The sequence below is a fragment of the Rubellimicrobium thermophilum DSM 16684 genome, assembly GCF_000442315.1.
GTDB lineage: Bacteria > Pseudomonadota > Alphaproteobacteria > Rhodobacterales > Rhodobacteraceae > Rubellimicrobium > Rubellimicrobium thermophilum.
Genome location: NZ_KE557322.1, coordinates 143,885 through 156,593 on the forward strand (window position 1 = coordinate 143,885; position 12,709 = coordinate 156,593).

Annotated in this window: 9 protein-coding genes and 4 pseudogenes; 4 read left to right on the forward strand and 9 right to left on the reverse strand. The window is 71.8% G+C overall.

The window, feature by feature from the left end:
* The first annotated feature begins 117 nt into the window (after positions 1–117).
* Positions 118–702, forward strand: coding sequence for a divisome-associated lipoprotein DalA (dalA, locus tag RUTHE_RS10280; protein ID WP_021098342.1), 585 nt, complete (start codon positions 118–120; stop codon positions 700–702).
* Between the two features lie 57 nt (positions 703–759).
* Here the strand turns inward: dalA and RUTHE_RS10285 are convergent, their stop codons facing one another.
* The 7 genes and pseudogenes from RUTHE_RS10285 to hslO form a co-directional block, all read right to left on the reverse strand.
* The gene (locus RUTHE_RS10285) at positions 760–1,254 is read right to left on the reverse strand and encodes a L,D-transpeptidase family protein (protein WP_040645773.1); all 495 of its coding nucleotides are present in this window, start codon (positions 1,252–1,254) and stop codon (positions 760–762) included.
* A 75-nt stretch (positions 1,255–1,329) separates the two neighbouring features.
* A pseudogene (locus RUTHE_RS10290) lies at positions 1,330–2,533 on the reverse strand (class I SAM-dependent RNA methyltransferase).
* Positions 2,530–4,390, reverse strand: a pseudogene (locus tag RUTHE_RS10295) (ABC transporter ATP-binding protein). Before RUTHE_RS10295 ends, RUTHE_RS10290 begins: the two co-directional pseudogenes overlap by 4 nt.
* A pseudogene (locus RUTHE_RS10300) lies at positions 4,390–6,276 on the reverse strand (ABC transporter ATP-binding protein). The pseudogenes RUTHE_RS10295 and RUTHE_RS10300 overlap by 1 nt, the downstream one beginning before the upstream one ends.
* 113 nt (positions 6,277–6,389) lie before the next feature.
* A pseudogene (locus RUTHE_RS10305) lies at positions 6,390–7,558 on the reverse strand (CCA tRNA nucleotidyltransferase).
* Positions 7,555–8,133, reverse strand: a complete 579-nt coding sequence (locus RUTHE_RS10310; RefSeq protein WP_040645774.1) for a CoA pyrophosphatase — start codon at positions 8,131–8,133, stop codon at positions 7,555–7,557. The pseudogene RUTHE_RS10305 and the gene RUTHE_RS10310 overlap by 4 nt, the downstream one beginning before the upstream one ends.
* 13 nt (positions 8,134–8,146) lie before the next feature.
* The gene (gene hslO, locus RUTHE_RS10315; protein WP_021098350.1) at positions 8,147–9,166 is read right to left on the reverse strand and encodes an Hsp33 family molecular chaperone HslO; all 1,020 of its coding nucleotides are present in this window, start codon (positions 9,164–9,166) and stop codon (positions 8,147–8,149) included.
* A 112-nt stretch (positions 9,167–9,278) separates the two neighbouring features.
* On the opposite strand from hslO, the gene RUTHE_RS10320 reads away from it, so the two are divergent.
* Positions 9,279–9,728 carry an NUDIX domain-containing protein gene (locus RUTHE_RS10320; RefSeq protein WP_021098351.1) on the forward strand — a complete coding sequence of 150 codons (450 nt, stop codon included), beginning with the start codon at positions 9,279–9,281 and terminating at the stop codon, positions 9,726–9,728.
* Between the two features lie 59 nt (positions 9,729–9,787).
* Positions 9,788–10,456, forward strand: coding sequence for a ribulose-phosphate 3-epimerase (gene rpe, locus RUTHE_RS10325; RefSeq protein ID WP_021098352.1), 669 nt, complete (start codon positions 9,788–9,790; stop codon positions 10,454–10,456).
* A 150-nt stretch (positions 10,457–10,606) separates the two neighbouring features.
* Here rpe and RUTHE_RS10330 read toward each other — a convergent pair whose 3' ends face one another.
* Both RUTHE_RS10330 and RUTHE_RS10335 read right to left on the reverse strand, forming a co-directional pair.
* Positions 10,607–11,113, reverse strand: a complete 507-nt coding sequence (locus RUTHE_RS10330) for a type II toxin-antitoxin system VapC family toxin (protein ID WP_021098353.1) — start codon at positions 11,111–11,113, stop codon at positions 10,607–10,609.
* The gene (locus tag RUTHE_RS10335) at positions 11,114–11,347 is read right to left on the reverse strand and encodes a type II toxin-antitoxin system Phd/YefM family antitoxin (protein ID WP_021098354.1); all 234 of its coding nucleotides are present in this window, start codon (positions 11,345–11,347) and stop codon (positions 11,114–11,116) included. It abuts the gene before it with no gap.
* A gap of 59 nt (positions 11,348–11,406) precedes the next feature.
* On the opposite strand from RUTHE_RS10335, the gene RUTHE_RS15525 reads away from it, so the two are divergent.
* A partial coding sequence (locus RUTHE_RS15525; protein ID WP_021098355.1) for a CRISPR-associated endonuclease Cas3'' occupies positions 11,407–12,709 on the forward strand: 1,303 nt, incomplete at its 3' end.

Here is a 12,709-nt window from a genome sequence, read left to right on the forward strand (position 1 = left end):
TCGCGTCAACGCGAGCGATCCTGTCCGCGATGGGGTTTGAACGCCGCAGCGGCTGCCGCTATGGAGACCACCGGCATCGATGCCGGATCACGGGCGCAGGGGACAAGAGGGCAGGGCATGGCAGCGACAGACGGGTCTGCGGCAGAGGCAGCATGGACAGGCGCGCCTGGCCGGCGCGGGGTCCTGGCGCTTCTGGCGCTGACGGGGCTTTCGGCCTGCGGGGGGGGGCTGGGGCCCTTCGGGGCCCCGCCGCCGGCCGTGCCGATGGGCTCGGACGGGTTGCCCCTGCCCACGCTGTGGCGCATCACCGAGGTCGAGGCGCAGGCCATCCCCTTCCGCATGCAGGAGGGGCTGAACGCCCTGCGTCGCGCCCGCGGCGTGCCGCCGGTGACGCTCGACCCCCTGCTCAACACCGCCGCCGCGACCCACAGCCGCGACATGAGCGTGCAGAACCGGCCATGGCATTTCGGCTCGGACGGTTCGTCCCCGCTCGACCGGCTGCGCCGGGTCGGCTATCCCGGCAGCCTCGTGGGCGAGGTGATCTCGGAAACCTACGAGAACGATACCACGACGCTGGCGGCCTGGGCTGCCGAACCCGCCACGCGCGAGGTGATCCTGAATCCGGCGGCCCGGCGAATGGGCATCGGCTGGTTCCAGGAGCCCGAGGGCCGCATCTGGTGGACGATGGTCCTGGGCGCCTGAGAGCCTGCGGACGGGATGCAGGCCCCGAATGGGCCTCGTCCCCGGCTGTCGCCGCCTTCAGGGGAAGATGTGGATGGGCGTGCCGTCCTGCACCATGGCATAGATCTCTTCCATCTCGCGGTTGCTGACGGCGATGCAGCCGGCTGTCCAGTCCCGATCGCGGCGCCGTTCGCGCGGCGTGCCATGGATGAAGATGTCTCCGCCCGGATCCACGCCCAGCGCCGCGGCGCGGGCACGGTCCTCGGCATTGGGATAGGAGATGCCGATCGACAGGTGATAGGCCGAGTTCGGGTTGCGCCGGTCGATGACATAGGATCCCTCGGGCGTCCGCCCGTCGCCGGCCTGGATCTTGTGGCCCACGGGATTGCTGCCCAGCTCGATGGCAAAGCTGCGCAGCACGCGGTCGCCATGCATCAGATCCATCCGCCGCTCGGCCTTGTAGACGCGGATGCTGGTCACGGCCGGACCGCGATAGTGGCGGAACTTGGACCGCGGCGCACAGGCCCCGAGGGGGAGCGCCACGCCCGCCAGGAGAAGGGAACGTCGGGTGATCACTGTCGCCTGCCCGGTCTGGTGCCGTTCACCCCGAGGATAGCGCAAGCTTCGCCCTCGGGCGAGGGGAACGGATCAGGGACGGACGAAGCGCGCGGCAAGCTCCACATGGGGCGACCAGCGGAACTGATCCACGACCGTCACAGTCCCCATCCGGTAGCCTGCCGCCACAAGGCGGCGGGCATCGCGTGCAAAGCTCGCCGGGTTGCAGGAGACATAGGCCACGACCGGCACCGCCGAGGCCGCGAGGGCGGCGATCTGCGCCTCGGCTCCGGCGCGGGGCGGATCGATCACCACGGCGTCGAAGCGGCGCAGCGCGTCCGGATCGAGCGGGCGGCGGAACAGGTCGCGGGCTTCGGCCGTCAGGCGCCGCAGGCCCCCGGCCTCGCGCCAGCCCGCCGCGAGCGCCTGCGTCATGGCGCGGTCCCCCTCGACGGCGTGGATCTCGGCGGTCTCGCTCAGCGGCAGGGCGAAGGTGCCCACCCCCGCGAAGAGATCGGCGATCCGCCCGGCGCCGGCGGTCGCCTCGCGCACGAAGGCCAGAAGCGCGGCCTCCCCCTCGCGCGTGGGCTGGAGGAAGGCGCCGGGGGGCGGGACGACACGGGCGCGCCCCATCGCCTGCCAGGGGGGGCGCGGACTGGGCCAGCAGCTCGTCCGCCCAACTCAGCCGCGCCACCCCGGCCTGCCGGGCCCAGGCCGCGGCCTCGGCCCGCAGCGCGGCCTCGGCCGGCCGTCCCTCTTCGATCAGCACATCGGCGCCCGCCGGCGATTCGGTCAGGATCAGTGTCACCTCGGCCGAACGCGAGGCCACGAGCGTCACAAGATCGAGCAGCGCCGGCCGCAGCGCCATCAGACCCGGCGTCAGGATCAGGCAATGGGGGGCATCCACCACCGTCCTCGAGGCGCGGGCGTGAAAGCCCAGCATCGCCCCCCCCTTGCGCAGGCGCCGGCCGGCCAGCCGCGCCCGCCGGCGCGATCGCGGCGGCGAGGTCAGGACCGGGCCGATGCTCGCCTCAAGCCCCTGTGCGGCCAGCGCCTGCCGGACGATCCCCGCCTTCCAGCCGGCCACGAATCCGTCGGTGGCATGCTGCACCGCGCAACCGCCACAGGCGGTGAAATGCGGACAGGGGGGGGCCACCCGGTCCGGCGAGGGCTCCAGCACCCGCCAGCTTCCGTCCGTGCGCGGTTCCACCCTTTCGCCGGGCAGCACCCGCGGGATGAGCCTGCCATCCGCGAGCCGTCCCATCCCGTGATGCGTCAGCGCCTCGATGCGCATCATTCGGCCGCCTCCGCTCCGGTGGCGAGAAAGCCGCCCGACTGGCGCCGCCAGTAGCGCGCATAGAGCCCGCCACGGGCCAGCAGCGCCTCATGCGTGCCCTCCTCGATGATGCGGCCGGCCTCCATCACCACGATGCGGTCCATCCGGGCGATGGTCGAAAGGCGATGGGCGATGGCGATGACCGTCTTGCCCTCCATTGCGGTCTCGAGGGCGGCCTGGATCTCGGCCTCCACTTCCGAATCGAGCGCCGATGTTGCCTCGTCGAGCACGAGGATCGGCGCATCCTTGAGCAGCGCGCGGGCCAGCGCGATGCGCTGGCGCTGTCCGCCCGAGAGCTTCACGCCGCGCTCGCCCAGATGGGCGTCATAGCCCCTGCGGCCCTTGAAGTCCTCGAGGCCGAGGATGAAGTCATGGGCGTAGGCGGCCCGGGCGGCGGCCTCCACCTCGGCGTCGGTGGCTTCGGGTCGGCCGTAGCGGATGTTGTCGCGGGCCGAGCGGTTGAAGGTCGCCGTCTCCTGCGTGACCATGCCGATGGCCCGGCGCAGGGACTTCTGCGTGACGGCGCGCACGTCCTGCCCGCCCACCGTGATGCGGCCGGCCTCCACGTCGTAGAGGCGCAGCAGCAGCGCCACCAGCGTGCTCTTGCCCGCGCCCGAGGCCCCGACAAGGCCGATCTTCTCGCCTGGGGCAATGGTCAGATCGATGTCCTGCACGCCGGCGCCCGTCCGTCCCTCGCGGCCATAGGCGAAGGAGACGCCTTCGAAGCGGATGGGACCGGCCTGGCGCAGCGGGACGGCATCGGGGGCATCCTCGATGGCATGGGCCTGGGCGAGGGTCTTCATCCCGTCGGCAACCTCGCCGACCCCGGCATAGAGATTCATCAGGGCAAAGCTGACCCAGCCTGTCATCTGCGCGATGCGCAGCGCGACGGTGCCGGTGGCGGCGATGTCGCCCGCCGTGGCCGCGCCCTGCGTCCACAGATGCAGCACGATCCCCACCATCAGAACCGGCAGAACCCCGGCCAGCACCATGAGCCCCGCACGGAAGCGCGTCGCGATCACCCCATAGGCGAGGGTGCGTTCGCGATAGCGGCCCATCGCCTGAAGCGCCGCTTCGTCCTCGGCCTCGGCATGGGCGAAGAGCTTGACGGTGCGCATGTTGGTGATGGTGTCCACCACCTGCCCGGTGACGACCGCGCGCGCCGCCGCGCGCCCCTGCGACAGCGCCCGGATGCGCGGCAGGTTGCGCGCGATATAGAGCAGATAGACCCCGAGCCAGGCCATCAGCAGCAGCGCCAGCCAGCCGTCGATGCCCAGCACGAGCAGGCCCGTGGCCACCACCGAGGAGAGGGCGAAGATGACCGTGTTGATTGTCTCGACGGTGGTTTCGGTCACGGCGCGGCCCGTCTGCATCTGCTTCTGTGCGATGCGGCCGGCAAAGTCGTTGTCGAAGAAGGTGATGTCCTGCCCGAGCGTCCAGCGGTGCAGCCGCGACAGCACCAGCACGTTGAGCGAGGGGCCGATGACGACCGACTGGAAGGCCGCCGAGGCCCCGAAGGCGAGCGGGCGCAGCACGATCAGGAAGAGGGCGATGCCGAGGAACAGCATCGCGTGCGAGGACCACAGTCCCCTCGGGCCCGGCTGCCGCGGCGGTGTCGATGACGAGACCGAGAAGCAGCGCCGAGACGACCTCCGTGGTGCCGGCCAGCATGCTGGCGACCGAGGCGGCGAGCAGCACCGGAAAGGTGCCGCGCAGCGCCCAGCCATAGAAGGCCCAGAGGCGGCGCGGCGGAGGCGGCACCGGATCCTCGTCGAAGGGCGGGATGAGGGCTGCGAGGCGTTCCCAGAACCGTTGCATCATTCGGCGGCCTCCGCAGGGGGGGGACTGGGGTTCCCTTCGCGACCGGGCACGGGATCGAGGGCCAGGAAGCCGCCCGACTGGCGGGCCCAGAGCCGGGCATAGAGGCCGCCCTGCCGGATCAGCGCCTCATGCGGGCCGTCCTCGAGGATGCGCCCCTGATCGAGCACGACGATGCGGTCCATCCGCGCGATGGTCGAGAGGCGATGGGCGATGGCGATGACCGTCTTGCCTTCCATCATGGTGCCGAGCGTGGACTGGATCGCCGCCTCGGCCTCGCTGTCCAGCGCCGATGTCGCCTCGTCGAGGATGAGGATGGGCGCGTCCTTGAGGATCACGCGGGCCAGCGCGATGCGCTGGCGCTGTCCGCCCGAGAGCTTCACGCCGCGTTCGCCCACCCGCGCGTCGTAGCCGCGGTTGCCCTCGCTGTCCTCGAGCCCGAGGATGAAGTCATGCGCCTCGGCCTGGCGGGCGGCGCGGATCATCGCCTCCTCGCTGGCCTCGGGTCGGCCGTAGAGGATGTTCTCGCGCACCGAGCGGTGCAGCAGCGAGGCCTCCTGGCCGACCATGCCGATGGCGGCGCGCAGGGAATCCTGCGTGACGCTGCGGATGTCCTGTCCGTCGATCAGGATGGTGCCCGCCTCGGCCTCGTGAAAGCGCAGGATGAGCTTGACGAGGGTGCTCTTGCCCGCCCCCGAGCGGCCCACCAGCCCCACCTTCTGGCCTGGCTCGATGGTCAGGTCGAGCGGCCCCAGCCCGCCCGTCCGGCGCCGATAGCGATGCACGAGGCCGCGGATCTCGATCCGCCCCTCCTGCACCCGGGAGGGGGCGCGCATCGGGCGCATCGAGAAGCTCGATCGGCTGGGCGATGGTCTCCATCCCCTGCGCACCACCCCGAGCGAACGGAAGAAGTCGGACACCGCCATCATGATCCAGCCCGACATGTTGGACAGCCGGAGCACCAGCGCCGAGGCGGCGGCGACCACACCCACGGAGGCAAGGCCCTCCGTCCACAGCCAGATCGCCCAGCCCACGACGCCGACGATCAGCAGCCCGTTCATCAGCGTGAGCGCGATGTCCATGATGGTGAAGAGCCGCATCTCGCGCTGGAAGGTCGCGCGCGTCTCGGCGATGGCATCGCGGGCATGCTCGAGCTCGCGGTTGCCTTGTGCGAACAGCTTGACGGCATGGATGTTGGTATAGGCATCCACGATGCGCCCGTTGACCCGGGACCGCGCGGCCGAGGACGCCGCGGAGGCCGGGCCGATGCGGCGCACCACCCAGGTCACCAGACAGGCATAGGGCAGCACCCAGAGCAGCAGCGGCAGCATCAGCCGCGGATCCGCCGTCCACAGCAGAAGCGCGGCGCCGGCGATGTAGGAGATCGCATAGGCGATCGCGTCGAAGGCCTGATAGACCGCGTCGCCGGCCGATGGCGGGGTCTGCATCACGCGGTTGGCGATGCGGCCGGCGAAGTCGTTCTCGAACCAGCCCACGGACTGGCGCAGCACCTGGGCATGGGCGCGCCAGCGGATCAGCGTACCGAAATTGGGCAGGATCGCGTTGTTGAGCAGCAGGGCCTGGATGCCGAAGATCAGCGGGCGCAGGATCAGCACGAAGAACGCCACGAGCAGCAGTTCGGTGCCATGTTCGGCCCAGACGCGGGCGGGGTCGGTCGCGGTCAGCGTGTCGATGAGCCGGCCCGAATAGTGGATCAGCCACAGCTCGATCGCCGCGACGGCCGCCGCGAAGAGGCCGGTCGCCCAGAACACCGCGCGGAAGGGGCGCATGTAGCCCTTCAGGAAGGGCCAGAGCCGGCGCGGCGGCGCGTCCTCGGGGGGATAGGGCGCAAAGGGATCGACGAGATTCTCGAACAGGCGGAACATGGAAAACCGGGCTCGGGCGGCCCCTCGCCCCTGCTGCGGATGGGCATGGATGACGGGTCGCGGGCAGAGGGCTGCCGGGGTCATATAGACCGCCCCGGCCCGAAGGGAAACGGTCAGTCCCGTGTCAGCAGCGCCTCGCGGGTCAGGCGGAAGCCCGAGTCGATCCAGGCTTGCTCGAGCGCCTTCAGCCGCTGCCCCAGCGCCGGCCCCGAAAGCGGGGCAAGATCGACCGCGCGCAGCGGAAAGACCCGACCGGCCCCGTCCCGTGCCGCAGCGAGCAGGGCCGGATCCACGGTGGCGTTCGACAGCGCCGCCCGCAGGGCCAGCACGCCTTCGGCCTCCTCCGCCCCGAGGCGATAGCCGAGCTCTCCCGGCCCGAGCGTGGAGCCCATATGCGTCAGATAGCGCCCGAGCCGTCCTGCCTCGGCCCGCGACAGGCGCAGCCGCGCGGCTGCATCCTGCCCCCCAGCGCGGCGAGGCGCCGCAGCGGATCGGGGGGCAGGCCCGCCTCCCCCTCGACATGCACGAGCGGGGCGAGCAGCCCGTCCCCCGCCCCCGGCAGCACCCGCTGGAGCACCCCTGTCGCCCGCATCGCGGCCACCGCCGGGGCGGGATCGGGCGCGGCGAGGAGCTTGCGCATCTCGGCCCCCACCCTCTCGCGCGAGAGCGATTCGAGCCCCTCCAGATGGCGCGCCACCGCATCGAGCGCATCCGGGTCGAGCCCTTCGGCCGGATCGCCATGGGTGGCATGGAAGCGGAAATAGCGGAGCGTGCGCAGGTGATCCTCGCGGATGCGTGTCGCGGGATCGCCGACGAAGCGGATGCGCCGTGCGGCGAGGTCGGGCAGGCCGCCCACCGGATCGAGCAGCGTGCCGTCGGGGGCGAGATAGAGCGCATTCAGCGTGAAGTCGCGCCGGCGCGCGTCCTCCTCGGGGCTGGCGCCGAAGGCCACGCGCGCATGGCGTCCGAAGGTTTCGACATCCCGGCGCAGCGTCGTGACCTCGACCGGCCGTCCCTGCGGCAGCAAGGTGACCGTGCCATGGGCAAGGCCCGTGGGGACGGCCCCGATTCCCGCCCCCCCGGCCAGGGTCAGGACCGTCTCCGGCGCGGCGTCGGTGGCGATATCGAGATCCCCCGTGGGGCGCCCCATCAGGGCGTCGCGGACCGCCCCGCCGACGATCCAGGCGCGATGTCCCGCTCCGGCGAGCAGATCGAGCACGGCCCGCGCTGCCGGATCGGCCAGCAGCGGGGCCAGCAGGGGGGCATGGCGCGGATCGGTCATGGCTGCATTCCCAGGGCCAGCCCGCGCAGGATCCGCGCGGTCGCCCCCCAGACATAATGGGGTCCCCAGGGGAGGACCCAGTAGCGCCGCAGGCGTCCCTGCCAGATGCGCCCCTCGAGGCGATAGCGCCCCGGATCGGCGCAATGGGCGAGAGGGATGGCGAACACCTCCTCGACCTCGCCTGCCTGGGGGCGGGGGACGAAGCCCGTGCGCAGGACGGCCAGCACGGGCGTGACGGCAAAGCCGGTGACCGTCTCGTGCGCGGGCAGCAGGCCCAGCACCTCGGCGGCGCCGGCGGGCAGGCCCACCTCTTCGGAGGCTTCGCGCAAGGCACAGGTCACGGCGTCTTCTCCCGGATCGGTGCGTCCGCCGGGCAGGGCGATCTGGCCGGGATGATGGCGCAGATGGGCGGCGCGCCGGGTCAGGAGAAGGCGCGCTGGCCCGTTCGACAGATCGACGGCCAGCAGCACCGCCGCCGGGCGCAGGGGGCCGACGGGGGGTGTCGGCGCCTCGTGCAGCTCGCGGTCGGACGAGGGCTCCCCCCCCGCCCCTGCCCGGGCGAGCGCGCGGGCCAGCCGGGCCTCGGCCTCAGCGGGCCGCACGATGGGCGGGGGGCGCCCAGGCGGCGGGGGCGCCTTCGGCCTCGAAGCCCAGCGTCGCGGGGTCCAGCGCGTAATGGGCGCCGCAGAACTGGCAATCGGCGGTGACGAGCCCCTCGGGCGTGGTCATCCGCGCGATGTCCTTGCGCGAATAGATCGAGAGGGACTGGCGCACCTTCTCTTCCGAACAGGAACAGCCGAAGACGACCGGTTGCGGATCGGTCACGCGCGGCCCTTCCTCATGGAAGAGCCGCACCAGAAGATCCGGGCTCTGGACATGCGGGCCGATCAGTTCGAGCGGCTCCACGGTGTCGAGCAGCAGGTTGACGCGGCGCCAGTCCTCGGCCCTGTCGTCTTCGCTCCGCCGGCGCGCGGCGGCCTCTGCCGCGCCGGCGACCGCTTCGCCGGGCTGGGGCATCTGCTGGATCATGACGCCGCCGGCGCGGATCCGGCCGGCGGCCGGATCGGGGCGGCCCGGTTCCTGCGAACGCCCCCAGGCCAGTGCAAAGCGTGTGGGGATCTGTTCGGAGCGGGCGAAATAGCCTTCGGCGCAGGCCGCAAGGCTACCGCCGGCCAGCGGTGTGATGCCCTGATAGGGGATCGTCCCCTCGCCCTGATCGATCAGCAGCGCGAAATAACCCTGCCCGATCTGGGGGAAACCGTCGCCGGCCGAATCGAGCCGATCGCGGTCGAAGCTGGCCCAGGCCCGCAGGCGCGCCGGCTCTCCGTTTGCGGAAGGGGCATAGTAGTCGGCGGCGAGGATGCGCGCCGGGCCCGTGCCGCGCACCTGGATCGAGAGCTTCCAGCGCAGCTTGATCGTGGGGCCGATCAGGGCTGCCAGCAGCGCCGTCTCGGCCACCAGGGATTCGATGGCGGGCGGATAGGCATGCTGGGCCAGCATCCGCTCGAGCGCGACATCGAGACGGGCGACGCGCCCCCGGATGTCGGAGGCATCGAGCGTGAAGGGCAGGACGGTATCGTCCCAGGCAAGGCGGGCGCCGAGGCTCATGGGCAATCCTTGTCGAGGCCGGGCGCGTCCTGCAGCGTGATCGGGCGGCTGGACGGCGGAGGATGGGCCTCCGATATAGGCAGAAGGCGGCAGGATCGGAAGAGGGGACGGGATGCGCCGATGGGGCGAGGCCGTGGAACCGGGACGACGCTACCGGCACCGGCCGGGGGCCTATGGCATCCTCGTCCGGCGGGGGCGGCTCCTGCTGACCTTCCAGGCTGCGCCGGTGCCCGAGGTGCAGCTTCCCGGCGGCGGGGCCGATCCCGGCGAGGGGCTTCTGGCCGCGCTTCATCGCGAGGTGCGCGAGGAGACGGGCTGGACCCTCGCCCGGCCCCGCCGGATCGGTGTCTATCGCCGCTTTGCCTATATGCCCGAATACGACCTGTGGGCCGAGAAGGTCTGTCATCTCTGGCTGGCCCGGCCGGTGCAGCGGCTGGGTCCCCCGCGCGAGCCGGGGCATGTCGCCTTCTGGGCGGCGCCGGACGCGGCGCTCGATCTGCTCGCCAATCCTGCCGAGCGCGACCTTCTCGCCCGGCTGTGGCGCGCGGGCTGTTTCACGTGAAACGCGTCTGGCTCTCCGGCCGTCCCCCGGGATAAGGAAGCGGCCGAGGAGGATCCCCCATGACTGCATCCGTCATCATCGCACCCAGCATCCTGGCCGGCGATTTCGCGGCGCTGGGGGCGGAATGCCGCGCCCTTGCGCAGGCGGGGGCGGAGTGGATCCATGTGGATGTCATGGACGGCCATTTCGTCCCCAATCTCACCTTCGGCCCGCCCATGGTGAAGGCGCTGCGTCCCCATGTCGCCGGCCGGCTCGACCTGCATCTGATGATCGCCCCCGTCGATCCGCTGCTGCCGGCCTTCCTCGAGGCGGGTCCCGATTCAGTCACGGTGCATCTGGAGGCCGGCCCCCATGTCCATCGGACGCTGCGGGCGATCCGCGAGGCGGGACGGCAGGCGGGCCTTGCCATCAATCCGGGCACCGATATCGGCGCCTTGCGCTGGCTGAAGGACGAGATCGACCTTCTCTGCGTGATGGGGGTCAGTCCCGGTTTCGGCGGGCAGACCCTGATCCCCGCCACCATCGCAAAGATCCGCGCGCTGCGCGAGATGGCCCCGGATCTGCCCATCGAGGTGGATGGCGGCGTGACGGCCCAGAATGCACGCGCCCTGGTCGAGGCCGGAGCCACGGTGCTTGTCGCGGGATCGGCGATCTTCCGCGGCGGCCCGGAGGCCTATGGCCCCAATCTCCGGGCGCTGCAGGCAGCGGCCGGCGGCGGGCCAGGCTGACCGCCGCGCCGCGGTCTGGCGCGACTGCCCTGTCCTGGCTCACCCGTCATCCCGCATCGGCGAACGGCACGGAAGCGCAGCGACGGCCATGGTGTCTCCATGACCCCGCCCTGGGTGACAGAAGCTGTCGGCATGGCACATGGCCTTCGCTCATAGGCGCGAGGGGGCATGGCGGGCGAAATCCATGCAGGACATCGGCCTGGATCCGCGTGATGCCAGGCGGAGCAGCGCGAGGGGGGCGCGGACGGCCTGACGCCCCCTACCTGCCAGCGCCACGCCCTCGGCCTCTGCGGCGCGCGCCAGCGCCGCATCCATCGTGGCCAGCGGTGCCCCGAGCCGCAACGCCAGTTCGAGATAGAGCGCGTCGTAGATGCTGAGCCCATGGGCGCGGGCGAGGCGCATCACGTCGGGCCCCGCGGGCGCGGTGTCGAGCGCGATCGCCAGGCCCTCGATCGCGGCAAGCGCCTCGTCGGCGAAGCCCTTGGGCAGCCGGCCGCGGCGTTCGAGCATGATCAGGATGTTGCGGATCTCGGCCCAGATCAGCCAGGGTGCGCGAAAGTCCGCAAAGGCGCCGGCCAGCCGCTCGAGGTCCGGGCCCGTCTCGTCGGGCAGGAAAAAGGCGGCCAGCGCCGAGGCATCGAGGACAAGATCCGCCATTCAGCGCCGGCCCTCGTCGCGGGCGGCGAGGATCTCGGCTCGGTCCAGGGGCGCGGAGAGGCGCGCGCGCAGCGCCCGAAGCTCGGCCAGCGCCGCGCCGCGGTCGGGGGCCACGGGCACAAGCCGCGCCACGGGCCGGCCGCGCCGGGTGATGGTGATGCTTTCCCCCGCCGCCACGGCCGAGAGAAGCTCGGACAGATGGGTCTTGGCCTTGAAGGCCCCGATCTCGCGCATGTTGACCTCCAACTGGTCTGTAATCTAGTCTGTTTGCGACATGACGCAAGGGGGCCCGCATGAGCGGCATGGCAGAGATCGCGGCGCGCTGGCCGGGCAAGTCGGCGCCCGAGGGGGGCATCGAGCACCCGGCGGTGCTGCACATGCTGGACGTGGCCGCGGTGGCCGAGGCGCTCATCGCCCCCCTGCCCCATCCCGAACCGCTGAAGCAGGCGCTGGCGCTTCTGTGCGCGCTGCACGATCTCGGCAAGCTGTCGGGAAGCTTCCGCCGCGCCCTGCGCGAGGGCGTGGCGCAGACCTTCCGCCACTGGGAGATCACCGAGGCCCTGCTGAGGCGGCACGATGCGATCCTGGCCGAACGGCTTGGCAGCGACGATCTGGCGCGTTATCCGCTCTATGCCGCCGCCGCCGGGCATCACGGGCGGCCGCCGCAGCACGCCCTGGTCTTCAACCGCTCCGGCACCGGCCCTGGCGAAGAATGGCGGCAGATGCTCGACGCCGCCGGGCCCGAGGCCGAGGCGGATGCGGCCGCGGTGATCCGCGCCTTCCTCGCGCTCTGGCCCGGGGCTTCGCTTGCGGGGCATGACGACCTGCCGCAGATCCATCGCCTGAGCTGGCAGCTCAACGGCCTGCTGACGGTGGCCGACTGGGTGGGCTCCAACGCCGAGTGGTTCCCGCCGGCCCCGCCCACGGGCGATCTGGCCGCCTATCTCGCGGCTGCGCGGGGCCGGGCCGCGGAGGCGCTGGACAAGGCCGGCCTTGTCGCCCCGCCCCCCGCCACGGGGCCGCTTTTCCACTTCGGCCTTCGCAAGATGCAGGAGGCCTGCGCCGGGGTCGGCCTGCCCGATGGCCCGATGCTTGCCCTGATCGAGGACGAGACCGGCAGCGGCAAGACCGAGGCCGCGCTGATCCTCGCCCGGCGGATGCTGGCGGCGGGCAAGGGGCGCGGGCTCTATCTCGCCCTGCCCACGATGGCCACGGCGGATGCCATGTTACGCCGCCTGCGCGAGGTCCTGCCCCGGCTCTTCGACGGTGCGCCCTCGGTGACGCTCGCCCATGGCCGGGCGGGTCTGTCCGAGGATTACCGCGACCTCGCCCTTGCCCGCGAGCCTGACCAGGATGAACCCGGGCCCACCGAATGGCTGAGGGACAGTCGCCGCCGGGCGCTGCTGGCGACGGTGGGCGTGGGCACCATCGACCAGGCGCTGCTCGCGGCGGTCAGGGCGAAGCACGCGACGCTGCGGCAATACGGGCTGTCGCGCAACATCCTGATCGTGGACGAGGTGCACGAGATGGGCGACCCCTACATGAACGTCCTGTTGCGGCAACTTCTGCGCATCCAGGCGGCGCTTGGGGGCTCGG